This is a genomic window from Mucilaginibacter glaciei, from assembly GCF_014773245.1.
GTDB classification, from domain to species: Bacteria; Bacteroidota; Bacteroidia; order Sphingobacteriales; family Sphingobacteriaceae; genus Mucilaginibacter; species Mucilaginibacter glaciei.
Genome location: NZ_JACWMX010000002.1, coordinates 240,208 through 264,845, shown reverse-complemented (window position 1 = coordinate 264,845; position 24,638 = coordinate 240,208). Strand labels below are relative to the sequence as shown.

The following is a 24,638-nucleotide window of genomic DNA, read 5'->3' as shown; positions in this document are numbered from 1 at the left end:
TCCTTTGGATAGAAAGATAATAATTGGAACGCGTGGCAGCGACTTAGCTTTATGGCAGGCCAACTTTGTAAAAGACAGCCTGGCCGCAATTAATATTACCGCCGAACTAAAGATCATCAAAACCCAGGGCGACCGCCTGCTTAACCTTAGCTTTGATAAGCTGGAAGGCAAAGGGTTTTTTACCAAAGAATTAGAAGAAGAATTGTTGGCAGGCACCATTGATGTTGCGGTACACTCGCACAAAGATTTGCCTACCGAAAACCCTCCGGGACTCATTATCGCAGCAGTTTCAGAACGGGAAGACCCGGCTGAACTGCTGTTGATGCTGAAAGGTGTTGTTGATGTGCACCAGAAACTGTCTGTTAAATTTGGAGGTTTGGTTGGTACATCATCTAATAGGCGCAAGGCACAATTGCTGGCCATACGCCCCGACCTGGAGATAGATGAATTGCGTGGCAATGTGCCAACCCGTATTGGTAAGCTGCGTGATGAAAAGTATGATGCCATTATGTTGGCAAAAGCCGGTGTTAGCCGTTTAGGGATCGACCTGAGCGAGTTTCACGTAGAGGAATTAACCCCTACAGAATTTATCCCGGCGCCTGCACAGGGTGCACTGGCTATCCAGATCCGCGAGAGCGATCATGCTTTATTCGAATCATTACAGGCCCTGAACCATCCGGATGTGGTGGAAGAACTGGCGATGGAGCGTGGCGTATTAAAAGCCTTTGGTGGCGGTTGCCATTTACCTTTGGGTGTTTATTGCCGCCGCGACGAGGGTAAATTTCAAGTGTTTACCTCGAAGGCAGAAAGCGCTGAAGATTTCCCGGACAGATTGTTTATTGAGTCGGATACATTAGATGGTGTTACCGAAAAAATCCTTGCCCGTTTTGCAAAGGACAGAAAGTTTGCAGGCAAGGTTTTTATTTCGCGCGATATATCGGCAACGAGTTATTTCCGCCGTGCGCTCGAGAAAAATAAGATCCAGATTGAGGCCCGTTCGCTGATCCGTACAGTGCCGGTGATCACCAAATTTGATTCGTACATTTTGCGAAATATGGATTGGGTGTTCTTTACCAGTAAAAATGCGGTGGAGTATTTCTTTAAACTCGGCCCGCAATTTCCTAAAAAAGTAAAGTTTGGGGTAATGGGAGCAGGCAGTGAAGATATGCTGCGCCGCAACGGCCACTTTGCCGATTTTGTTGGCGAAAGTAATGATACAGCCAATGTAGCTGCCGATTTTGCCGCGTTGGCCAATGGTAGCCACATTTTATTCCCGGGTGCTGATAACCCCATGAGGAGCATTCAGCACGGCTTATCTGCCGATACAAAAATTATTGACCTGCCTGTTTACGAAACCGTGCTCGAAGAAGGCGTAGAGGCCAGTGGTGCCGAGATACTGGTATTTACCAGTCCGAGCAATGTGGAAGCTTATTTTGCAGATAACCTGCTGGAGCCACAGCAAAAGGTGATAGCGATAGGTAAATCGACAGGTAAAAAGTTTGATGAAATGGGTGTAAAGTATACCCTGCCTTTCTCGCCAGACGAAGTTGGTTTGGCCGAGGCGGTGTTTGGGATTTAAATAGTTCATTTGTTAACTGGTTCATTAGTTCATTGGTATCACTTTTAGAAGTTATGCCTGAGAACATCACTAATGAACCAATGAGCTGATGAACCAATGAGCTAATTATGTTACAACGACCAAGAAGAAACCGGAAAAGTGAAGTGATACGCCAAATGGTGCAGGAAACGCATGTGAGCGCTGCTAATTTGATCTTCCCGCTGTTTATTGTCGACGGCGTAAATCAAAAGACCGAGGTGTCATCTATGCCAGGTATTTTTCGCTATTCGATAGATAATTTACTGCGTGAGGTGGAGGAGTGCATGAACCTCGGTTTACACTCGTTTGACCTGTTCCCTAATATCGACGATTCTTTTAAAGATAAATATGCTACCGAAAGCCACCGTGAAGAAAGTTTATACCTGCGCGCTATCCGCGAGGTAAAGAAAAACTTCCCGGAGTCATGTGTGATCACTGATGTAGCGATGGATCCGTACAGTAGCGACGGGCACGATGGCATTGTGGAGAACGGCGAGATCTTGAATGATGAAACTTTAGAAGTTTTAGGCAAAATGGCATTGGCTCATGCGCGTAGCGGTGCAGATATAATTGCACCAAGCGATATGATGGACGGGCGTGTAGGGTACATCCGCAAGGTGCTCGATGATCATCAATTCACCAATGTATCCATCATGTCGTACTCGGCAAAATATGCCAGCGCATTTTATGGTCCGTTTAGGGATGCCCTGAATTCGGCCCCTAAGTTTGGTGATAAAAAAAGTTACCAGATGAACCCCGCCAACCAGCGCGAGGCTTTAATTGAAGCCAACCTGGATGAACTGGAAGGTGCCGATTTCCTGATGGTAAAACCGGCATTACCCTACTTGGATGTAATTAAATTAATAAAAGACAATACCGAATTGCCGGTTGCGGCCTATAACGTAAGTGGCGAATACGCGATGATAAAGGCAGCCATACAAAAAGGCTGGTTGAACGAGCAACGCGCCATTACCGAGGTGCTTACCAGCATCCGCAGGGCGGGGGCAACGGCTATTTTAACCTATCACGCAAAAGAGGTGTTGTTGAATAAGTGGTTATAGTCCATTAACAAGTATGTCATTGCGAGCGATAGTGTGGCAATCTCAGCATATCCGGGTGTCCTGTGAGATTGCTTTGTTCCTCGCAATGACATGAGGGCGATACATGTAGTTAATATATAAAATGAGTATACCAGATATCAGCAGAGAAAAATCTGCAGCATTATACGAACGGGCAAAAACCTATTTCCCGGGCGGGGTAAACTCCCCGGTAAGGGCATTTAAATCTGTTTATGGTACCCCGCTTTTTATCGAGAAAGGCGATGGCAGCCATATTTGGGACGCCGACGGTAATGAGTTTGTTGATTTTTGCTGCTCATGGGGCCCGCTAATTTTAGGCCATAATAATGCATCGGTACGCAATAAGGTGATGGAGGTGATGCAAAACGGTATGTCGTTCGGCGCGCCTACAGCGCTGGAGAATGAACTGGCAGAATTGATACTGAGCAACAATCGTTTTATCGAAAAGATAAGGTTTGTAAGCTCTGGTACCGAAGCGGTTATGTCGGCCATTAGGCTGGCACGTGGCTACACCAAGCGCGATAAGATCCTGAAATTTGAAGGCTGCTACCACGGCCATACCGATGCGCTGCTGGTAAAGGCAGGCTCGGGCCTGGTAACCTTTGGCGAAAGCTCGTCGGCCGGCGTGCCAAAGGCTTTTGCCGATGAAACGATTGTAGTATCACTAAATGATATGGAAGCCTTACGCGCGGCCTTTGATGAGTTTAAAGGGCAAATTGCTGCAGTTATTATCGAACCTATTCCCGCAAATAACGGGTTGTTGTTACAAAGCAAGGATTATTTACAATATCTGCGTGAAATATGTACGGAAAACGGCACCCTGCTGATATTCGATGAAGTGATCTCTGGCTTCCGCGTAGGGTTTGAAGGTGCCGCCGGTTATTATGGCATTCAGCCGGATATCCTTACTTATGGTAAGATCATCGGCGGTGGTTTACCTGTTGGTGCCTACGGAGCATCGGCAGAGGTGATGGATCATATTTCGCCGGTTGGGTCGGTTTACCAGGCAGGTACCTTATCAGGTAACCCGGTCGCTATGGCAGCAGGTATAGCCCAGCTAAGCGAATTGTTAAAACCCGGCTTTTATGAAGAATTGCAGGCAAAAACTGCCGGCTTTGTAAAGGCAATACAAGATTTTGTGGCCGAACGTGGTTACAACTTAAAGATATTTACCGTTGGTTCTATCTTTTGGTTTGCCTTTACCGATCAGGAAGCGATTAGTACGGCCGAACAAATTGACCCTTTGAGTATGCTTAAATTTAAAGAAATGCACCGCGAACTGATCAACAGGGGCGTTTATTTAGGTCCTTCAGGGTACGAGGTTGGCTTTATATCTGCTGCGCATACATTGGCTGATTTGGAAACAACAAAAACAGCTATATTTGATAGTCTGGATATTGTATTTAGCAACAGCACCAATTAAACGCTACAGCCATGAAGTTCATGAAAAAGTCGCTTGTTATATTCTATGCCATTATCATATACGCGGTTGCCGAATTGATGTGGTGGGGCTATATGCTGGTAAAATTAAATCCAAGCCGCACAGGTATGATCATGGGCGAAGGCTCGATGTTTGTGGTTGTGTTTTTGATAGGGGCTTATTTCCTGCATAAATCCATGAACAAGGAGCAAAAGTTACAGGAGCAGAAAAAAAACTTCCTGCTATCGGTAACACATGAATTAAAATCGCCGCTGGCATCTATCAAGATCTTATTGCAAACGATCCAAAAGCGCGACCTCACTAAAGCGCAGGTGCTAAACTTTATTGACAAATCCCTGTTAGATGTAGAGCGCCTGGACGATATGGTGGAGAATATGCTGCTGGCATCAAAAATTGAAAACCGCTCATACACTTTTCCTAAAGCTGAATTTAATCTTTCTGTATTGGTAGATAGCATTGTTAACCGCCTGCAAATAAGCAAGTGCGATTGCAACCAGCAGATCATCAATGCGGAGATAGAACCTAAAATAGAGATCATAGGTGATAAATTTGCGTTGACATCAGTTGTGACTAACCTGGTAGAGAATGCCGTAAAGTACTCTAACCCTTGTGAAACGGTAAACGTTAAGCTGTTTGAAAAAGAAGGTAAGATCCATTTCCAGGTGGCCGATCATGGCATCGGGATTGCCGATAATGAGAAAGGCCGGATCTTTGATAAGTTTTACCGGGTAGGCAGCGAAGATACCCGCAACACAAAAGGTACAGGCTTAGGCTTGTACATTGTTAAAGAGGTGCTTGATAAACATCAGGCCAGCATTAAAGTGAAAGACAACCGCCCCGCCGGTAGTGTTTTTGAAGTTGTTTTTGCATAAACCTAAATTAGATATGATGCCCAACAAAAAAAGAATTTTATTAGCTGAAGACGAAGATCATTTGTTAGAAGCCATCAAATTAAACCTGGAGCTGGAAGGTTATAAAGTTTCTACAGCTAATAATGGTAAAAAAGCCCTTCAGATATTTAAAGAAGAGCGTTTTAACCTGGTGATCTTAGATGTGATGATGCCGGAGATTGACGGCTTTGTAGTTGCCGAGACCATCCGCTTGGAAAACTCCGAGGTGCCTATCATGTTTCTTACCGCCAAGAATACAAACGAGGATAAGATCTCGGGCCTTAAAAAAGGTGCTGATGATTATCTGACCAAGCCGTTCAACCTGGAAGAATTAATTTTGCGTGTGAACAACCTTGTTAAACGCAGCCTGAAAGGTGATGATCTGAAAGAATTCAACAGCTATAAAATAGGGGAAAAAATCATCCACTTTAACTCGTTTGAGTTGGTTAATGAAGATGAGAGCATCACGCCGCTTACCAAAAAAGAAACCATGTTATTAAAGCTTTTAATTGAGCGCCGTAACGAGGCCGTATCGCGCGAGCAGATCCTGGAAACGGTATGGAACTATGACGTGTACCCATCTACCCGTACAATCGATAACTTTATCCTAACCTTCCGTAAGTATTTTGAGCCGGATCCTAAAAACCCGGTTTATTTTCACTCGATCCGCGGTGTAGGCTATAAATTTACCGATAACCAGCACTAATTAATGTTCACAAATAGGGCACGTATTTTAGTAATAGGGCTTTTTGTGATACTACTGGCCGTTATCCTCAAAATGGGGGTTTATGAATTGGCAGCGGTAGCAGTACTATTTATTGCGTTGCTGATATGGGGCTATTTCAAGCAGGGCACTATCGTTTTAGCTGCTAAAGCCTTTCATCAAAAGGATTATGCCAAAGCGGAAGACTTATTGAAGCAGGTTGCCCGAGCGGAATGGTTAAGCAAGAAGCGACGCGGGTTTTACGAATTTATATACGGCGGCGTTTGCCTGCAAAAGCAGGCTTATGAAGAAGCTGAGCAACATTATGAATTAGCCGCTCAATACCCGTTACGTACGGCCAATGACCACGTAGCCGCATTGGTACACGTAGCCAACATCAACGTGCGCAATGGTAATTATGATAAGGCACGTGCCTACCTGTCATTAGCCGAAAAACACAAGGAAAGCATCACGGCCAAAATGCGGGATGTGATTGACAAGGTAGAACAGGAATTAAGAAAACACAAATAAGATTAAGGACGAAAGAAGAAGGGCAAAAGATAGATTCATAGCTCTTTTATCTTCCGCTCCCTCTCCGTTATAAATATGAAAGACTCGTTATTTTTAAAAGCCGCATTTTCAAAGGAAACAGAACGCCCGCCGGTATGGATGATGCGCCAGGCAGGCCGATTTATGCCGCAGTATTGGGAGATCAAAAACAAGTACTCCTTTTTGGAAATGTGCAAAACGCCCGAGATTGCCGCAGATGTTACCATGCTGCCGGTTGATCTGTTAGATATTGACGCCGCCATTTTATTCTCGGACATTTTAGTTACGGGCGAAGCTATGGGTGGCGATCTGAGCTTTACCCAAGGTGTTGGCCCTAAGTTTGCCAATCCGGTACGTACCCAGGCAGATATTGACAACCTGCAAACCGACGTAGGCGACAGGCTGCAATATGTAGCTGGTGCGATAAAGGTTATCCAACAGCGTTTAAACGGCCGCATCCCGCTGATAGGTTTTGCAGGTGCACCGTTCACGGTAATGAGTTATCTGGTGGAGGGCGGCTCGTCTAAAGATTTTAAACTGACCAAACTGATGCTGCATAACCACCCGGAAATGGCGCACCAGTTATTATCGAAAATTGCCACCGTTACTGCCGATTACCTGAACCTGCAAATTGCGGCAGGCGTAAACGCTGTACAGATCTTTGATAGCTGGGCACAGGCCTTATCATGGGATGATTATACAGAATTTTCGCACCGTTACATTTTGGAGATCATCAGTAAATTAAACAGGAAGGATATCCCGGTGATATCGTTCTGTAAAGGCAGCTCGGTTTTCGCGCCGTTAATGGCGGAGGCAAAACCGGATATAATTTCTATCGACTGGAATGTTGATCTGCTGGATATTAAAAAGCGTTTACCTACAGGTATGGCTGTGCAGGGTAACCTCGATCCGCATATTTTATATGCCGATAAACCGGTGATCAAAGACCGCATCCACCGCTTGTTTGAACGCATGCGTGGCGAGCCGGGGTTCATTTTCAACCTGGGCCACGGTATTATGCCGGATATCCCTTTTGATAATGTGAAGTACGCCGTTGAGGTGATCAAGGAGTTTAGATATTAAATAAAAACCATTCATTTCGAGGAGCGTAGCGACGCGGCAATCCCATCGCCTTCAATAGCCGTGCGATGAGATTGCCACGCTATAGCTCAATGACATCATTATACGCCACATGTACCAATACGTATTAGCCATACATATCATATTTGTAGTCTGCTGGATGGCGGGGCTATTTTATGGGGTGCGCCTTTTTGTTTACCATACCGAAGCGCAGGAGAAACCAGAACCGGCTAAAAGTATTCTGTGCGAGCAGTTTGAGATACTGGAGCGCAGGCTTTGGTGGGCAATTGCTACGCCCAGTATGTACCTCGTAATTATTGCAGGTGCTACCATGTTACATCTTAACCCCTATTACTGGACACAACCCTGGCTGCATGTAAAGTTGCTGTTCGTTGTTGGGCTAATAGTTTACCATTTCATCTGCCAAAAGATGATGAAGCAAATGGCGAAAGGTATTTTCAAATGGACATCCATCCAACTCCGTTTATGGAACGAACTCGCTACTGTGATACTCTTCGCGGTTGTTTTTCTGGTGGTACTGAAAAGTGCCGTTAATTGGATCTTCGGCGTAGTGGGTATAATTGTTTTCAGTTTGATCCTCATGTCGGCTGTGAAGATCTATAAGCTTTTGAGGGGGAAGAAGTAGGTTTGATCAGGGTTTGATAACCCTTAAATTGTTGTGCATGGCTATGTGTGAGAAGTCCCTGTCCTCATGCAAAAGAGGTACATTGTTTTTTATTGCATAGGCCGCAATTAAACAATCGTTTGGTTTTCGTATCGTTACACCATTTTTTCTGAGCGATCTATATAATTGTGCAGCTTCTACCGCTAATTGGTATGGGTCATTATTGAGAATGAGCAATCCATCAAAATAACTTTTAATTGATTGATAATCGCTATCAATTAAAACACCCTGCAATACCTCTTGTAAGATCGTTGGACATGTAGCGATAATCATTTGCTCCATTTGATTTTCAAGATATCCGGTTGCCAACGTATCAAACTTTTTGAGGTAGTTTATCCAAACGGATGTGTCTATTAAAACAATATCCATTATTTAAAGGCTTCCTCGTCAAATTGAATCTTACCGCGTAGCGCAATTATTTTAGATTGATTTTGCAGGCTCAGTAATAACTCCAGCCCTTTCTCTACAGCTTCTTTTTTTGTTTTAATGTTAGAGTTTTTCAAAACTTTAGACATCAATTCATCATCGATTTCTATGTTAGTTCTCATGTGTATATTTTTTATAAATATACACATTTAAATTATCAGTTTTACTTCTGTAAATAAATCACCCCATCCTTCATTACAAACTTCACTTGTTTAACCGTTTTAATATCTTCAACAGGGTTGCCTTCAATGGCTACTATGTCGGCGAGATAACCGGGTTTGATATTCCCCAATTCTTTCAACCCGAACACCCGCGCGTTTACCGAAGTGGCAGATCGTAACACCTCTATGGGTTTCATTCCGTACTCTACCATTAAAAGCATTTCTTTAGCATTATCGCCGTGGGTAAACACGCCAACATCACCACCCATACAAATGGTAACTCCGGCTTTAAGTGCATCAGTAAAGATCTCGTGTTTGTGTTTCACTACTTCGGGATCGGCATCTATCCCTTTTCTCCAACCTTTATAAATGCTGATGGATTCTGTAGCCGCAAGGGTAGGGCAAAGGGCAATGTCTTTAGCCTTCATCTGCCTGAACAACTCGGGGGTACCACCATCACCATGTTCAATGGTGCGTACATTGGCTGCAATGGCGCGGCGCATGCCCTCTTCCGTTCCCGAATGCACCACAACCTGCCTGCCGCTGCTGCCCGCAACCTGTACCGCGGTTTTTAGTTCTTCTTCGGTAAAGGTGGGTGCCGGTGTATTATTGATGCCCCATCGGTAGTCGGCGTAAAGTTTTATCACATCGGCCCCGTGTCCAATCTGCAAACGGATCGCCCGGGTTAAGCCCTCTACACCGTCGGCCGCTTCGGCCCCGGTTGGTAGTGTAGATTCCGTCACATCAGTTTTTGGCCCGTAACTGCCGGTGGCAACAATAGCGCGGGTAGCGATCAGCATTCGTGGACCGGGTGTGATGCCTTTATTGATGGCCATTTTTAATCCGGCATCGTCATATCCTGCACCTTCGGTACCTAAATCACGTACGGTTGTAAACCCTGCCATTAACGTTGCTTTAGCATGTTGTACGGCGCGGGCGGTACGTTCGGCGCGGCTCTCGGTAAGCACCTGGTCATTCCAGCTGGTTTCATTGTAGGGATGAAGGAACAGGTGCGAATGCCCTTCTATCATTCCCGGCATTAGCGTGGCGCCTTTAAGTTCGATGATCTTTGCATCCGCAGGAAAATGAATCGATGCGGCATCGCCCACGGCCTCTATTTTTTTACCGTTGACCAACACCCACCAATTGCTGTGCATTTCCTGCCCGTCGAAAACCCTGTCGGGTTTAATTAAAGTGTACCCTGCAGATTGGCCGAAGGTAACTGCTTGCAAACCCAGCGAAAAAGCAAATAACAAAAATACTTTCATGGTAACTCATTTAATTTAGGGCGTTTAATCATTTGCCTTAACTCCGTTTGCCTTGATGATTAACCGGTAAAAAGGATAAGAGGCTATAAAAAGTGATATCACTATTATAAAACTCCGCAGGTCACTTATGGCAAAGCCGATAAACAGTATTACCGAAACCGCCATTGCAATGGTGGTGACATACGGATATCCCCATGCGCGATAGGGCCTGGGGAGTTCAGGCTCTTTTTTACGCAACCACATCAGCGAAGCAAAAGAAAAAGAAGTAACCACGGTGAGCATTACTGCCGCCAACCCGAACAATTGCTCGTAAGAGTTAAACACAATAAATATAACGGTTATGGCGTAGCAAATCAACATGCAATAGTAAGGCGTGCCGCCCTTGTTCACATAAGTGCCTTGTTTAATAAAAAATCCTTCGCGGCTTAACCCGAAAAGTATGCGGGACGGAATCATCATATAAGCGTTCAGGATGCTGATCACAGCTAACAACGAAACAATATTGATAAATACGGAACTCCAACTGCCAAATACTACAGCAGCGGCTGCAGAGGCCGCTAATGGCGATTTAGCTATGGTAGCAATTGGCAACACATACAGGATAGCGGCATTAAACAATACGTATAAAACGATAATGGTAATGGCACCAATAAAGTAGGAGCGGGGTATGTTTTTACCGGGGTTATCGTCTTCTTCTGCAAAAAAGGATACCGACATCCATCCATCATAAGTACCTAAAATTAATTGCATCGCCTTAAAAAAATCAATGACCAATGCACCGGTTAGCATGGGTGTTTTAGTGGCCGAAATTGATTCTATTTTAATAGGCTTTGCGAAAAAACAGGCCGTTATCAGTACCAGCAACAAAACAACTTTAAGTAGGCTGGTTACTTGCTGCGTGGCGCTACCGCCCTTTACGCCGGGTAAATTGATCAGCGTGAATATGGTTAAAAAGCTTAAGGCGACAGCCGTGCCGTGACCGGCTAACTGCGGAAAGAGCAACAGGGTGTATTCGCCCAGTACAACGCAAAAGAAAGCGGGGGCCAATATGTTTTGGATGAAATCAAACCAGCCCGAAACGAAGCCGGTGTATGTGCCAAAGGCCCTTTCAATATAATTGAATGCGCCGCCTGCTTTGGGTAGCATGGTGGTCAATTCCGCGTAGGAGCTGGCACATAATAAGATGTAAATACCCGTTAAAAACCAGCAAGATAGGATAAGCGTGCTATTGGGTAACAATGAGGCTATGCTACCCGGTGCCCGTAATATGCCCGCGCCAATGGTGCTGCCTATAACTATAGATATACCAAAGGCAACACCTAACACTTTTTTTAATTTGGGTGGGCTTTGTAAGCTGCTTTTAATCATTATAAAGTTTGGCGGTCAATATCTGCGATTAAGATAATATTATTTTGATAACCCTGGTAATATTTTGACTGGTGCGCTGGTTTATTACGGATTACACAACGGCAACTATGCTATAATTTATAAATATCGGGATAGGATAAACTTAAAGCTCTAAAATGGGTTTAGCCTAAGGTTAACAATAATCGGTTTTAAGTATGGCATCAGGTTTTTTTGCAGTTTTAGATGATATTGCCGTTTTAATGGATGACGTTGCGGTAGCTACGAAAGTAGCCGCAAAGAAGACCGCAGGCATACTGGGTGACGACCTGGCGGTGAATGCCGAGAAGGCTACGGGGTTTCTCTCCTCGCGTGAGTTGCCCGTACTTTGGGCTATAACCAAAGGCTCAGGGCTTAATAAGATCATCATAGTACCTATAGCTTTGCTTTTAAACGCATTTTTCCCGGCGGCGATAAAAATCATTTTAATTTTAGGGGGATTTTACCTGGCTTACGAGGGAGCCGAAAAAATAGTGGAGTATTTTTTCCATCGGCCAAAAGCTACCCAACCAGAAAAAACCGAAGTTAAAGAGAATAATGATACTGCCGAAAAGGCAAAGGTGAAATCGGCTATCACCACAGATTTTATACTCTCTATTGAAATAGTGATTATCGCATTGGGTGCCGTTGAAGGAAAAACCCCGGTCATTCAGGCCGTAACTGTTGCTGCTGTTGCAATTATTGCTACGATAGGTGTATACGGCATAGTTGCCCTGATCGTTCGGATGGACGATGCCGGCTACAAGTTGATCAAAAGTTCAAATAGCAAAGGTTTCTTTTTTTTACTTGGTTCGTTACTTGTTAAGGCCTTACCTGTCATCATTAAAATTTTAAGCATTGTTGGTACAATTGCCCTGCTCCTAGTATCTGGTGGTATCTTTGCACACAATATTGCCTATTTTCATGATCTGCTACCATCGTTACCTGTGATGGTAAAAGAATTTGGACTCGGTTTAGCTGCCGGTTTGGTAGTTGTCGCAATAATGGAAGGCGGTAAAAAGGTTGTTGCATTAGTCAAAGGAGATAAATAGAAAGTAACCGCTAACCATTAACCTTAGTGGGTACCCATGGCATCATTTAATGCGATAATAGCTGTTTTAAATTGTTCCCGTTCAATTAAAAACTGAATATTCACTTTTCGCAACGCAAAGCCTGCACTTTTAATATTGATGTTGGCTTCTGTGAGTGCAGCCGCGCTTTTGGCCAACAAACCCGGCTGATCCATATTTGAGCCTAACAAACAAACTAAAGCAACCTTTTCTACCGTGATCTTTTCGAACTCATCTTCCAGCTCATTAATGAGCTTTTTAACAAAATCCCGTTCCCAAATTACGATGGAGATGCTGTTAGCGCTGGTTGATTTAAAGGTGTAGCTAATGTGGTGTTTAAGAAATATTGCCATGATCTTATGGTCGCTGCCCACCTGCCCAACCATTAGCGGGTCGTATACGTCAATAATCAAAAGTTTATCTGTTCCGGTGATCATTTCAACCCGCTTGTTTTCGGATATGTAATCGCGCGTTATCAATGTGCCCTGATGTGCGGGGTCAAAAGTGTTTTTTATACGAAGATTGATATTGTTTATTTCGAGCGGTTTGGAAGCTTTTGGGTGTATGGCTTCCATGCCTACATCGGCAAGCTGGTCTGCAATGTCAAAACTGGTAAACCCGACAGGACAGCAATTTTCAATCCCCACCATGCCCGGATCGGCGGTAGAAAGGTGGTATTCTTTATGAATGATAACTTCTTTCGGCTTTAGTATTTCGGCGATCTTACTAAAGGTAACTTCAGAATACCCCCGGTCAAATTCGCGCATGATCCCTTCAGTACCCTTTGCATAGCCCGTGACGATACAAATTGTTCTTTTGAGGTCAATTCCCCTGAATGCCTGCTTGATCCGCTGATTGATTGTGTAAGCTTTGTGATCCGAAAAACCACTTAGGTCAATCAATTTTGCATTGAGCCCTTTGCCCTGAAGGATGTTCGTTAAAACAAATGCCGAGTGGCTCTCGCCTATCGACGCCAAAATCTCGCGTGCTGCCAGCAATATTCCATCCTTGCTCACGTATCCGGATGCCAGGATATTGGCGAGATTCTCGAGGTACTTTTGCGCCTGTTGCACATGGTTTTCTACAAATGAATCTGCCATAGCCAAATTCAGCCCGATGTCGGCGTACGTTTTATTGATTACCTTAAGGCGTACAATAAGGCTTTTTAACTGGGTGTGAAAATCGCGGTAACCTGCAATGCGGTGGTAAACGCCCGGTTGCCCGTTTTTTTTGTTTTCTAAAAGTAAGTCGGTTACTCCCGAAAACGCGGAGACCACAAAAACACGATTGTATAATTTATCACCGCTGCGCTGGTAAAAGATAATATTGTTGATGACGTCAGATAGTGCACTCATGGATGTGCCGCCAATTTTTTCTACGGTTAGCATAGTATATTCTTAATTAGGCGCCGGGGGCGATAATGGTTTTAATCCCTCCAGATGTTTGATCATTTCGGTGGCTTTCGCAGTACCTATAACAACTGTTTTGTTGTTAACTAAGGTAAGGGATAACCCTATATCTCCCGATGCTTTATAATAGGTAACCGAATTTGGGATATCGTACCGTACGCCAAAACCCGGCAGATCGTAATGCACCACTTCCATTTTTCTGATGGTAGAAATTTTGATACTGGTGTTAAAAAAAGGCCAGAAGCTGATATAGATCCGTTCGGAATAAATAATAGTAGTAAATTTAAAAATGATGGTTAAGACGTATGCGAGTACTACCACCAAAGATAAGATGAGTATGGTTACGTTTGGATTGAAATTTAAATAGTTACACACAGTTAAAAGCAAAGCTAAGAAAACGCTAAGCACTAAAAGTATAAAGCGGATCCTTGCGTTAATCTTTTGATATTCCCGGTAAGTGTTCCTCATTTTTATCTGTTGCTGTCTAATTCCTGACTGGTTACGCGATTACTATCGGAAACAATGCCAACCAATCATACCATTTGCTAAAACATTGTTTAACAATTATTTAAAATAATTTATTCGACTTAGCAGAAATGATTTGTTCTGAGATTTTTCAAAACGGAACGCTTTTTTGTCATTATGGAAGATTTGCAAAAGCGAGTTACGCAGGTTGGGAAAACAGACACAGTGTAAACAAACCTAATAGCGTGTCATGGTAATGAATACTGCAAATTTTAAATGGATGCGCCAACTAATTACCCACAATTATTGACGCAGAAGGCTGTAAAACAAGACAACCATTAGCTTGCTTGGTGCGAACACAGATGATCGATGACAAACAAAAAAACCCTTACCGGACATGGTAAGGGTTTTTTGCATTAAGCTCCTGAGCCTGGACTCGAACCAGGGACCCTCTGATTAACAGTCAGATGCTCTAACCAGCTGAGCTACTCAGGAGTGTTTTCCGGTTTGGAGTGGTGCAAAAGTATGATTTCTGATGTAATTTCACAATATTTGTAAAAAAAAAATTAAAAAAAATTTACATGAGTTTGTTAGTGATTGGTACTGTGGCGTTTGACGCAATCGAAACCCCTTTCGGGAAAACAGATAAAATTGTTGGCGGAGCCGCTACATACGCAAGTTTGGCCGCATCGTACTTTTATGACAAGGTTAATATCGTAGCGGTAGTAGGTGACGACTTCCCTGAAGAAGAAATTGCAGACCTGAATAAGCACAAAGTTAATACCGAAGGTTTGCAGGTTAAAGCAGGCGAGAAGTCTTTCTTCTGGAGCGGTAAGTACCATAATGATATGAATAGTCGCGATACTTTGGTTACAGACCTGAACGTATTGGCCGATTTTGACCCGATCATCCCGGAAAGCTACCAGGACTGCGACTTTTTGATGCTGGGTAATTTGAGCCCGCAAGTGCAGCAAACGGTTATTGAGCGCCTTAAAAACCGCCCTAAACTGATCGTGATGGATACCATGAACTTCTGGATGGATATTGCGATGGAGGAGTTACTGGCAACTATTAAACTGATAGATGTACTCACCATTAACGATGCGGAAGCACGCCAGCTATCAGGCGAGTACTCGCTGGTGAAAGCTGCACGTAAAATTTTGACGATGGGCCCTAAATACCTCATTATTAAAAAAGGCGAGCATGGCGCACTGTTGTTCCATGAAGATCATATATTCTCGGCACCGGCATTGCCACTGGCCGAGGTGTTTGACCCAACCGGTGCCGGTGATACATTCGCAGGTGGCTTTATCGGTTATATGGCTAAAGTTGGTACGGTTAACTTCAACAACATGAAGAATGCCATCATCTTCGGATCGGCGTTGGCATCGTTTTGCGTAGAGAAATTTGGTACGGAGAAAATCAGGGATCTTTCACAGGATGAGATCACTGCACGTGTACAGGAGTTTGTAAGCCTGTCGAAATTTGAGATCTAAGAGGCAATTATTGCTATAATTCCTATTTAATTTATAAAAGAACCCCGTTATCTAACAAATAACGGGGTTCTTTTATAAATCTCTGATTATCTCCAATTTTCACCAAAAATTGTTCACGTTCACCGCATGAACATCGTGAACATTCATGAACATTTGATAACGAGGCTATTATCGAAATTCATCATCCCGTTTACTGACATGATTGCGCCACCATAGTTTTATCGGGAAAGGTTATGGGTTCTTTGAAGACTTAATACTCCAGCCATTTTTTGATGCGGATGCCGATCAGGTCGCCTTCGGTATATTTCTCGCTTTCGTCATTTACCACGCGCAGTAATACGCCCTGGTTCTCCAGTATCAGGTCTTCGTAAAAGCCTTTGAAGAGTACCTGTTTAACCGTCCAGCTATTGGTTGCAAGTACCTTACTTATCCTGATCCATTCCGGGTAAACCACTATGTATTCTTTTGCTGTTTGCATCCCGCAAACTTTGGCTTCTTCGGTGTTCAGTATGTTGCAGTTACTTAATAGCTCGGCAGTGTATAAGTTAAGCGGATTTTTGTAAAGCGATTTAGGGTGGCCGCTTTCTACTATTCCGCCATCTTTGATCACGATCAGTTCATCGGCCATAGAGAGCACCTCCGCCGGGTCGTGCGATACCATGACCACGGTAAGGCCGGTTTCCTTTACTATCTGCCTGATATCGTGCTGCAGGCCTTCCCGGAACGACGTATCTACCTGGTTAAAGGGTTCATCCAGCAATAAAACTTCCGGCCGGGTGATGATGGCGCGGGCAATGGCAACCCGTTGTTTCTCGCCGCCGCTCAGGTCGGCAACGCGTTGTTTCACCAGCTGCATCATGTTGAGCTGGGTGAGCACCTGCTCGGTTTTTTCTTCTTTCAGCTTTACATTGGTGCTGGGCAGCATAGCAGCCACGTTATCCCAAACGTTGGCAAAAAGGTTCAGGTCGTCGGTGTGCTGGGTTACCATCTTCATGGAATCGTGGCCGGGGATCAGTTTTTCTTCGGGCCCCCAGATGCGTTCGCCCCTAAAGTTCACCACCCCCTCATCCGGCGACATCAGCCCGTACAGCAATTTCAACAAGGTACTTTTCCCGCTACCGCTCGATCCGATGATGGCGGTAATCTTGCTCTGCTCAATATCTAAACTGATATTTTTTACCCCCGATGCCGTTGCGCCGGGATAGGTTTTTGTAATTGAAATTGCCTGAAAAAAAGGTGCATCTGCCATTGGTAACAAAGATAACCTTGATTAAGCAGATTAACCGGATTTTAGACCGGGATTAATCAGATTTATCAGATTTTAAACCGTGATTAAGCAGATATATCAGATTTGGGGATTTTAAAACAATGTGGGATTCATAGCGTAATTAACTCACCCGGTCATTGCTTCGCTCGACCACCCTCTCTACACTACGTGTAAAAGAGGGCAAAGCAGTTTTTAACCCTCTTTGCGGAGCAGAGAGGGTCGACCAGCGTAGCGTCGTCGGGGTGAGTTGAAAGTCTGAACCATGATTTACATGATGAGCAGATTTACTTGTTTTGAGAACTATTCCAGTTAGGTCACGAGTACACCCCCGTCAAACCTGACACTGCATACTCACGCCGGTCATGCGGGTTAAGCTTTCAAAAAGTTCAACAAATCGCTTAAAGTTTTTTCTTTACTTAATTCCTCATTCGGTTCCAATAAAACATTTATAAGCTCCTTTTTTTCTTCGTAATTCCATAAAAGTACTCCCAACCAATTTAATCCCCAGAAGTCGATATTTCCTCCGAGTTTAGGCGAATTAAATTCGACCTGATTAAGTGAACCAAAATCACCCTTTTCAAAGTAGCTGTAAATTATTTCATACCCTAATAAAACAGGTGCTATTTCATCTCTAAACCATTCTATGTTTCTTTCCATAATTATGACTACTTAACCTTTAACACTTTGAATAAATTTTATTTCAGATAGAATTTCTCCGCTGCCGCAAGCGTCCTCGCTTGTGGCGATCTTGGATGCAGGACAGACAGATTTAAGCTACTGCTTAAAAGATTGTAAATTTTCTTTAATTGTGATGAGTACAATAACTAATTTGCATATGGGCCACAAGTGAGGACATTTGCGGCAGCAGGGTTAAGCCAGGCTCTCATAAGATGTAAGATGCTCTAACTTATATCATTTCATTTTTTAACGTCATAAATATTAGCAGTAATATTCCGGCTTTCTATATTTTCATATTTTATATATTCTTCATAAGAGTTTTGGCCTTTGTATTTGGTTTTGTAAACTACAAACACTGCTTTATTAACGCCTAACGGAATATTTAGCCTCTGACTATTTATTAAAAATGCACCTGGTTTGATTTCCAAGAACTGAGGAGCAATAAATTGATTATAGCTAACAGTTGAGGTTTCTTTTCTAACTGAATCCTCCTTTAATCCTGGAATCTTTCCACTTACTTTATAAGTTTTCCCATTTTGATTATAATAGTAGTACGGGCGTTTACTATACTTTTTTTTATATATAGATTCAAAATACAAAGTATCTGCAACACCGTAAAATTGTATCGAATAATTAATCGGTACATAAATTGATTTAAGTGATTGATTTTCAATTTGATAAGTTATATCGTTTATTCCCTGCCTAAAACAATATACTGATACTGTTTCACTGATTGTCTTATTTGTTAATGCCTTTGGCTTTTCTTTACATGAGCTAAAAAGGGTAATTATTAATAACAATATGTTCATACAGCTTCGCATTTTATATCGGTTGTTACTCCACATGATTAGGATCTTTTTGGCGTTGTTGATTTTGACCTGTTTTCAACTCTTTACGAACTTTATTCTCATTATCGACAGCATTTCCCCCGCTGCCGCAAGCGTCCTCGCTTGTGGCAATTATGCAAGGTCGTAGAGAGGACAAAAATCTATAGTGTGATTTGCGCATTATTTATCTTGCACGTGGGCCACAAGCCGGGGACGCTTGCGGCAGCGGTGGATATCTTAGTATCATAAATAGTGCTTAATTTACTATTCTGTCTGTAGTGAAGAGATTAATTATTGTCTATAGCGTTCTGTTGCTTGCAGTTTCTTTCTTAATACTAAAATCATCAAGTTTAGTATTACTAAAATTCCGATGGATAAGCCAAAATATAAATCCGTTTTAACAGGTATTCTATGTCCGCTACCATGGTAAATTAACCACAAAAACAATAACAACCCAAGAGCTATAACAAAAGAGTATTTGAATAAATCTAAATAATGTAATCATATAATAAATCAACTATGGTAACAGAGCGCCACTTGCGGCGGCGGTGAGTTGAGTTCTGAACCATGATTCACCTGATTAATAGATTTTCTTGATTTAAGGTAATCCTTAAATTCCTTAAATCAGGTAAATCATGGTTCAGACAAATGTCAAAGTTAATCAGGTCACGAGTACGCCTCCCTCACAGCCAACGCTGCATACTCGCGCCAGTCATGGGCAAGCTGTGCATGCTTACGGCAGTGGAGGAACTTTTATTTCTATAGCTTTATCAGTCCACATACCAGAAAAAGCTATTGAATCATTCACAAGGTTTACCTTTCTAAAGCCTGTGTCAATTGATACTAACCCATACGGCTTCCAATTCGCTTTAGTAATCCCTTTCGGAATAGGTCGGGAAACAATTAACGTGCGCTGTTTTATATCAATTAATGTGTCCTTAAAAGTTTTTCTTTCTTTTAATTTACCTTTAAAAAAATCCGAAAACTCAATCTTTATGATTTTTTTTGGATAGTTATAATATTTCCAAAAAATCGGATTACCACTTAATTTCGTTGCTGAGTCCGATAAAATGATATCGTCGTTTATCGTAATCAAAATTCTCTCTTGATATTGAAGTTCAGGGAATTGAACTGAAAAATTTCCACTATCCTTGCTTACAACGCCATAATCAATTTCCTTAGATGATTGCTTGCAAGCAAAGTATGTGCTGCACAACATTATTATCAAGAAAGAATACAGGTTTTTCATTTATGTCTTTTCAATTATCGCGGATGTTATCAGCGCAACCTAAACATCTCGTAAATAAAATCCGCTAAATCCAGGTTCTTACCAACCCACGCTCAACCCAAAGGTAAACTGGCGCAGGCCGTCCTGTGCGGGGCTGTTATCAAACATATTGTTGGCGTAGTATTTTGCAAACAGGCCGATGGCACCGTAACCTACCCTGGCTGCTGCGCCGTAACGGAACTTGGTAAAGTGGTAGTCGCCGCCCAGTTTAAGGTCGCCGTTTTGTTTGCTTTCCTGTTTTACGTTACTGCCTAACAGTACGCCCAGCTCAGGGCCTAAAACAAAATGAAACCTGCGGCCATCGGCATCATCATGTGTGCGGAAATCGAACGAGATAGGCACCCGCAGGTACGTTGCCGAAAGGCGATTCTTATCGTATTTTACATTATCGGGGACAAAGGTTACTACCGGCGCATCGCGCAGGATAGTACCACTTTGGCGCAGGCGGATGTTGGTCCAGTCGAACCCAGCGGCTGCGTAGACCCGGAACGAACTGCTGAACCGGTAGCCCAACTGCAATACATCAAAGCCGATGTAGCTGGTACGCCATGAGCGGTAGCTTAAAAACTGGTTGGCCGGTGTAAGCTTAAAGCTGCCGTTATCGTTTAGCGCGGTTAGGCCGATATCAAAGCGGGTAAAGGTAAGGCCGAATGAAAAGCCCGGCGCTTTGGAGGCGTGGTAGGCGGTGTCTTTTTCGGTTGTTTGTGTGCCGTCGTCGCCAAATTCGAAATGAAAACCTTTGTGTTTCTTTTTAGTGATGGTATCTGTTTTAACCGAATCGGTACTGCTGCTTTGTGCAAATGCCGATGAGGCCAGGAAGATGATGATGAGGGTATATATAATGCGTTTCATATTTTTAATGGTTGAATATAATCAGTTTTTAATTAGTCCTGTTTTTTAATTTTTACAAAGCCCAGGTTCACGGCGCTAATGGTCGACTCATCCTCGTCGGTACTGCTAAACTCTATAATTTTATCTTTACGTTTATCTACTTTGCTCACTACTACGTTGATCAGATCACCAAAGGTATTAATGCGATGTTTTTTGACGGGCATTGCCGCCAGCACTTTATTTGTTTTAGGATCCTGCGCTGCAGCTACCGGTTGCCGTGTTGTAAAAGCGGGCTCTCCGCTCACTTCTGCCCGGGCTGTTAAAGCTGTTTCTATACCGGGTACCACCGGAGTGGTTATCTCCGGGTTGCGTTGAACGTTTTGGGCCAGTTGCTCCGCAGGTTTTATTTCGGCTGCTTTTTGAACCATTGAGTCTTCTTCAATTATTGGCCGTGCAACTTGCTTCATTGTACGCGGTGTAACGGCCTTATACGCTACCCGATTTGTAATCATAGGGATTTGTTCAGTCCCCGGTGTAATATCTTTTGCCGGTGCTATAATTGCTTTAGCGGGCTTATTGTTTGGAGCTTTGGCTATTTGATCTTGCTTTTTGGTTTTTGTATTATCACGGGGGATAAAATACCACCCCAAAGCCACAACCAGTAAAATACTGGCAGCCATGCTTAAGTAGGGCAGCCATGTATTTCTGCGTTTAACGGTGTCCAGTTCGCGGGTTACATTGCCCCAAACTTTGGTGGATGGCTCCGTCTCAAAATCTTCAAATTCCGATCTGAACAGTTGATCAATTTCTTTATCCTGCATATTCATATCTTTTTTTTTCCATTTTTAATATCTGTTCTTTCAGTATCGCCCTGGCGCGTGACAGTTGCGATTTTGATGCCCCTTCGCTGATGCCCGTCATCTCTGCAATCTCTTTATGCGAGTAACCATCAATAGCGTATAAGTTAAATACCATACGGTAGCCCGGCGATAGTGTTTTGATGAGCAACAGCAGATCTTTTGCTTCCAGGCTGCTGGCTGCTACGGCGTTAACCGATGGCTCGTCGCCCGCGTTATCTATATCAACTACCTGCATCATTTTATGGTGGCGGCGATAATATTCGATGGAACTGTGCACCATAATGCGCCTTACCCAACCCTCAAATGATCCGTCGCCCCGGTAATCCCCCATCTTTTGAAACACGCGGATAAAACCGTTCTGCAGCATATCCTCGGCCTCCATGCGGTCGGTAGCGTAGCGCATGCAAACGCCCAGCATCTTGCCCGCCAATTGCTTATAAAGCAATTCCTGTGCTTTGCGCTGGCCGGCCTTACACCGTTCTACAAGTTCGTCGATACTGGGTTTAGGTTCCAAAAACATCATTTAATAGTAAGATGTAAAGGAGTACCGAATGGTTGCATGAGTATTAAAATAAATTTAATTGCCATTCAAACTTCTTATTTAAAACGATACCTCCAATATTTCTACAGAATATTAAGCTAAATAGCATCAAATTTTAAATTATGCCAGCCCCTCAAAAAATAAAAGCGATAGCCTTGTTCGCAGCAACACTACTGTCGGTAAGCGCATTTGCACAAAGCAAAACCGGTTTACACATCCTTAAAAAGCACCCTATTAAAAGTAACGGGGGCTGGGATTATGTAACTGTTGATGCCGAAGCGAAAAAGATCTACGTATCGCACGGTACGCAGGTTAATATTTTAAGCACCGCTACCGGCGATTCTATCGGGGTGATTCCGAATACGCCCGGTGTACACGGCATAGCCCTGGTTAAACCTTTAGGCAAAGGGTATACCAGCAACGGGCGCGATAACAGCTGCACCGTATTTGACCTGGCCACAAATGCCCTGATCACTAAGATAACGGTAGGCACCAACCCTGATGCGATATTTTATGACGATTTTTCTAAAAAGGTGTACGCCTTTAACGGCCGCAGCAGCGATGCATCGGTGATAGACCCGGCTACAGATAAGGTTGTGGCTACGATACCATTGGGCGGCAAGCCCGAAACCGGCGTAAGCGACGGTAAGGGCAAGGTTTTTGTAAACTCCGAAACCACGAATGAAGTGGTTGTAATAAATGCTAAGACTTACAAAGTAGAAGCCCGGTACAAAATTAATGACGGGGATGAGCCATCGGGCCTGGCGATTGACCGCGCCACTAACCGCTTGTTCATCGGTTGCGGCGGTAACGCAACTTTAGTGGTAATGGACGCTACCAACGGGAAGAATTTAGCGAAGTTTAAAATTGGTGATTGCGATGGTGCAGCGTTTGACCCGGCCCTTAAACTGGCCTACACATCAAACGGCGACGGTTCCGTATCGGTTATCAGAGAGGTTAACGCCAATAAATTTGAGTTTGTAGAGAATATCCCTACCGAAAAAAGTGCCCGTACTATTGGTATCGACCTGTTAACGCATCATTTGTTTTTGCCTGCGGGCCAGATGGAGGCAGTAGCGCCTACGGCTGAAAATGCCAAGCCCAGGCCAAAATTAGTACCGGGTACATTCCACATTATTGAGTTAGGGAAATAGTTTATCATTATAAGATCTGTCTGTTGAAAAAAGTAATTTATATCGTACTGTGTTTTGTTGTTTTTAGTGCAAGTGCCCAGCAAGCCCCTGTAGACACAGGGAAGAAAGTTAATATTGCCGATACCCTGAAAAAGGATCTGTTTACCGCGCCCGATACCGTAAAACATTTACGCAGTAAGGCCTGGGCGCTGGTGCCCCCCGTAGCTTTGATCGTTTACGGTTCAAGTAATTTTTATTTTAAGCCGGTAAGGCAGCTGGATAATAGCATTAACGGATCGATACAAAAAGGCTACCCGAATTTCAGGCACCACCCTGAGAATGTTTTTCAATATACCCCGGTGGCGTTGGTGTACGGCTTAAACCTGGTGGGTGTGCACGGCAAGAACACATTTATTGACCGTACCCTGATATTTGCCATGGCCGAGGGGATGATGAGCATTGCCACATTCGGTTTAAAAAAGGTTACGCACCGGTTACGTCCCGATGGATCTGATTATTACTCGTTCCCGTCCGGGCATACGGCTAACGCCTTTGTGGGTGCCGAGTTTATGGCGCAGGAACTGGGCGATAAATCAATAGCGTACAGCGCAATCGGTTACGGCTTTGCAACTACCACAGGGATCTTGCGCATGTTTAACCGCGACCATTGGTTTAGCGATGTAGTGGCGGGTGCCGGTATCGGGATCTTATCAACCAAAGCAGCCTATTTGATTTATCCCTACATCCGTAACCGCTTGTTTAAGGCCGGCCGCGAAAAAGAAAATAATAAGAATCTCCCTGCCGAGCTAAAGAAGGAGCCACAGCATAGTTCCATATTGCTGCCAACCTACAACCAGGGCTATGTAGGCTTGCAATATTCCATGCAGTTTTAAGATTAGTTATACTCTAATTATATAAAAAAATGCCGCAGTACGATTTGTACCAGCGGCATTTTTTTCAGGTCGCTATCCCGAAGCGATACCATGTTGTGTTTAAAACGGCGAGTTAGTTCTGCGCTATTTTGATGAATTTGCCCGTGCTGTCAAATAAAAGATCTTTGCCCTTTACCTCGGCTTCGTAGTTTATTTCGCCGCTTGCCCTGGTGATTTTTGCAGCTTCTTTAATGGCAGCACCTTTGTAGTTTTGTTTCACATAAGCCGTCACCAATGCGGGCAGGGCTGATGCTTTGATCCCCATTTCCGATTCCTTTTGCATCCCGTCGGCCATAAATACTGCCGACATTTCATCGCCGCTTTGTTTAAAGTCGGCTTCAAAATCGCCTTTTTCCTTTTCCCATTTAACCGTTTTTACATTGGGATATGCTTTGGCGAACGAACTTTTAACCGCGGCCGGTACTTTTGCCGGTGTCAATTTTTGAGCCAGGGAAACGGAGCCCGTGGCAGTGGCTAGCGCAATAGCCATCGTGATTTTAATGATCTTCATAATCCTTTTTTTTAAATACTAAGCTAAAGGCCAAAGCTGTACCCAGTCTGGAAACAATCTGTATAAAT

26 protein-coding genes and 1 tRNA gene are annotated in these 24,638 nt (G+C 43.6%); 12 read left to right on the top strand and 15 right to left on the bottom strand.

Annotated features, from left to right (window positions below):
• The first annotated feature begins 4 nt into the window (after positions 1-4).
• The 8 genes from hemC (at position 5) to IDJ76_RS05800 (ending at position 7,985) form a co-directional block, all read left to right on the top strand.
• Positions 5-1,579 carry a hydroxymethylbilane synthase gene (gene hemC / locus IDJ76_RS05835; protein WP_191161709.1) on the top strand — a complete coding sequence of 525 codons (1,575 nt, stop codon included), beginning with the start codon at positions 5-7 and terminating at the stop codon, positions 1,577-1,579.
• A gap of 107 nt (positions 1,580-1,686) precedes the next feature.
• Positions 1,687-2,658 carry a porphobilinogen synthase gene (gene hemB, locus IDJ76_RS05830; protein WP_191161707.1) on the top strand — a complete coding sequence of 324 codons (972 nt, stop codon included), beginning with the start codon at positions 1,687-1,689 and terminating at the stop codon, positions 2,656-2,658.
• 121 nt (positions 2,659-2,779) lie between these two features.
• Positions 2,780-4,099, top strand: coding sequence for a glutamate-1-semialdehyde 2,1-aminomutase (gene hemL, locus IDJ76_RS05825; protein WP_191161705.1), 1,320 nt, complete (start codon positions 2,780-2,782; stop codon positions 4,097-4,099).
• A gap of 20 nt (positions 4,100-4,119) precedes the next feature.
• Positions 4,120-4,989 (top strand): sensor histidine kinase, encoded by an 870-nt coding sequence (locus IDJ76_RS05820; protein ID WP_191161703.1) that lies wholly within the window; start codon positions 4,120-4,122, stop codon positions 4,987-4,989.
• 16 nt (positions 4,990-5,005) lie between these two features.
• Positions 5,006-5,713, top strand: a complete 708-nt coding sequence (locus IDJ76_RS05815) for a response regulator transcription factor (protein ID WP_191162365.1) — start codon at positions 5,006-5,008, stop codon at positions 5,711-5,713.
• 3 nt (positions 5,714-5,716) lie between these two features.
• Positions 5,717-6,241, top strand: a complete 525-nt coding sequence (locus IDJ76_RS05810; RefSeq protein WP_191161701.1) for a tetratricopeptide repeat protein — start codon at positions 5,717-5,719, stop codon at positions 6,239-6,241.
• A 75-nt stretch (positions 6,242-6,316) separates the two neighbouring features.
• Positions 6,317-7,342, top strand: coding sequence for a uroporphyrinogen decarboxylase (gene hemE / locus IDJ76_RS05805; protein WP_191161699.1), 1,026 nt, complete (start codon positions 6,317-6,319; stop codon positions 7,340-7,342).
• A 109-nt stretch (positions 7,343-7,451) separates the two neighbouring features.
• A complete protein-coding gene (locus tag IDJ76_RS05800) occupies positions 7,452-7,985 on the top strand; it encodes a CopD family protein (protein ID WP_191161697.1) in 534 nt (177 codons plus the stop codon).
• A gap of 6 nt (positions 7,986-7,991) precedes the next feature.
• Here the strand turns inward: IDJ76_RS05800 and vapC are convergent, their stop codons facing one another.
• From vapC to IDJ76_RS05780, 4 genes are read right to left on the bottom strand one after another with little or no spacing between them, the layout of a single operon-like run.
• Positions 7,992-8,393, bottom strand: a complete 402-nt coding sequence (vapC, locus tag IDJ76_RS05795) for a type II toxin-antitoxin system VapC family toxin (protein WP_224746212.1) — start codon at positions 8,391-8,393, stop codon at positions 7,992-7,994.
• The gene (locus IDJ76_RS05790) at positions 8,393-8,572 is read right to left on the bottom strand and encodes a type II toxin-antitoxin system VapB family antitoxin (RefSeq protein WP_191161695.1); all 180 of its coding nucleotides are present in this window, start codon (positions 8,570-8,572) and stop codon (positions 8,393-8,395) included. The genes vapC and IDJ76_RS05790 overlap by 1 nt, the downstream gene beginning before the upstream one ends.
• Positions 8,573-8,613: 41 nt before the next feature.
• Positions 8,614-9,879 carry a metal-dependent hydrolase family protein gene (locus IDJ76_RS05785; protein WP_191161693.1) on the bottom strand — a complete coding sequence of 422 codons (1,266 nt, stop codon included), beginning with the start codon at positions 9,877-9,879 and terminating at the stop codon, positions 8,614-8,616.
• A 24-nt stretch (positions 9,880-9,903) separates the two neighbouring features.
• Positions 9,904-11,247, bottom strand: a complete 1,344-nt coding sequence (locus IDJ76_RS05780) for an APC family permease (RefSeq protein ID WP_191161691.1) — start codon at positions 11,245-11,247, stop codon at positions 9,904-9,906.
• A gap of 194 nt (positions 11,248-11,441) precedes the next feature.
• Here IDJ76_RS05780 and IDJ76_RS05775 point away from each other — a divergent pair, with 194 nt between their 5' ends.
• Positions 11,442-12,314, top strand: coding sequence for a DUF808 domain-containing protein (locus tag IDJ76_RS05775; protein ID WP_191161689.1), 873 nt, complete (start codon positions 11,442-11,444; stop codon positions 12,312-12,314).
• Between the two features lie 23 nt (positions 12,315-12,337).
• Here the strand turns inward: IDJ76_RS05775 and IDJ76_RS05770 are convergent, their stop codons facing one another.
• The 3 genes from IDJ76_RS05770 to IDJ76_RS05760 all read right to left on the bottom strand — a co-directional run bounded on the left by IDJ76_RS05770 (position 12,338) and on the right by IDJ76_RS05760 (position 14,701).
• On the bottom strand, positions 12,338-13,720 hold the full coding sequence (locus IDJ76_RS05770; protein ID WP_191161687.1) for an aspartate kinase: 1,383 nt from the start codon (positions 13,718-13,720) through the stop codon (positions 12,338-12,340).
• 9 nt (positions 13,721-13,729) lie between these two features.
• Complete coding sequence (locus IDJ76_RS05765; protein ID WP_191161685.1) at positions 13,730-14,209, bottom strand: hypothetical protein; 480 nt, start codon at positions 14,207-14,209, stop codon at positions 13,730-13,732.
• Positions 14,210-14,627: 418 nt separating this feature from the next.
• A tRNA-Asn gene (locus tag IDJ76_RS05760) sits at positions 14,628-14,701 on the bottom strand.
• A gap of 86 nt (positions 14,702-14,787) precedes the next feature.
• On the opposite strand from IDJ76_RS05760, the gene IDJ76_RS05755 reads away from it, so the two are divergent.
• A complete protein-coding gene (locus IDJ76_RS05755; protein WP_191161683.1) occupies positions 14,788-15,702 on the top strand; it encodes a PfkB family carbohydrate kinase in 915 nt (304 codons plus the stop codon).
• Between the two features lie 250 nt (positions 15,703-15,952).
• On the opposite strand, the gene IDJ76_RS05750 is transcribed toward IDJ76_RS05755, so the two are convergent.
• The 7 genes from IDJ76_RS05750 to IDJ76_RS05720 form a co-directional block, all read right to left on the bottom strand.
• Positions 15,953-16,951, bottom strand: coding sequence for an ABC transporter ATP-binding protein (locus IDJ76_RS05750; protein ID WP_191161681.1), 999 nt, complete (start codon positions 16,949-16,951; stop codon positions 15,953-15,955).
• A gap of 387 nt (positions 16,952-17,338) precedes the next feature.
• Complete coding sequence (locus IDJ76_RS05745) at positions 17,339-17,626, bottom strand: hypothetical protein (RefSeq protein WP_191161679.1); 288 nt, start codon at positions 17,624-17,626, stop codon at positions 17,339-17,341.
• Between the two features lie 260 nt (positions 17,627-17,886).
• Positions 17,887-18,456: a hypothetical protein gene (locus tag IDJ76_RS05740; RefSeq protein WP_191161677.1), complete on the bottom strand. Its 570-nt coding sequence runs from the start codon at positions 18,454-18,456 to the stop codon at positions 17,887-17,889.
• Between the two features lie 751 nt (positions 18,457-19,207).
• Entirely contained in the window at positions 19,208-19,723 is a 516-nt protein-coding gene (locus tag IDJ76_RS05735; RefSeq protein ID WP_191161675.1) for a hypothetical protein, read from the bottom strand.
• A 78-nt stretch (positions 19,724-19,801) separates the two neighbouring features.
• Positions 19,802-20,614: an outer membrane beta-barrel protein gene (locus IDJ76_RS05730; protein ID WP_191161673.1), complete on the bottom strand. Its 813-nt coding sequence runs from the start codon at positions 20,612-20,614 to the stop codon at positions 19,802-19,804.
• 32 nt (positions 20,615-20,646) lie between these two features.
• Positions 20,647-21,420, bottom strand: coding sequence for a BatA domain-containing protein (locus tag IDJ76_RS05725; protein ID WP_191161672.1), 774 nt, complete (start codon positions 21,418-21,420; stop codon positions 20,647-20,649).
• Positions 21,404-21,973, bottom strand: a complete 570-nt coding sequence (locus IDJ76_RS05720; RefSeq protein ID WP_191162361.1) for an RNA polymerase sigma factor — start codon at positions 21,971-21,973, stop codon at positions 21,404-21,406. The genes IDJ76_RS05725 and IDJ76_RS05720 overlap by 17 nt, the downstream gene beginning before the upstream one ends.
• A gap of 143 nt (positions 21,974-22,116) precedes the next feature.
• Between IDJ76_RS05720 and IDJ76_RS05715 the strand changes: the two genes are divergently transcribed.
• On the top strand, positions 22,117-23,148 hold the full coding sequence (locus IDJ76_RS05715; RefSeq protein WP_191161670.1) for a YncE family protein: 1,032 nt from the start codon (positions 22,117-22,119) through the stop codon (positions 23,146-23,148).
• 23 nt (positions 23,149-23,171) lie between these two features.
• Positions 23,172-24,020 carry a phosphatase PAP2 family protein gene (locus IDJ76_RS05710; RefSeq protein WP_191161668.1) on the top strand — a complete coding sequence of 283 codons (849 nt, stop codon included), beginning with the start codon at positions 23,172-23,174 and terminating at the stop codon, positions 24,018-24,020.
• A gap of 112 nt (positions 24,021-24,132) precedes the next feature.
• Here IDJ76_RS05710 and IDJ76_RS05705 read toward each other — a convergent pair whose 3' ends face one another.
• Entirely contained in the window at positions 24,133-24,570 is a 438-nt protein-coding gene (locus IDJ76_RS05705; RefSeq protein WP_191161665.1) for a PepSY-like domain-containing protein, read from the bottom strand.
• Between the last annotated feature and the right edge of the window lie 68 nt (positions 24,571-24,638).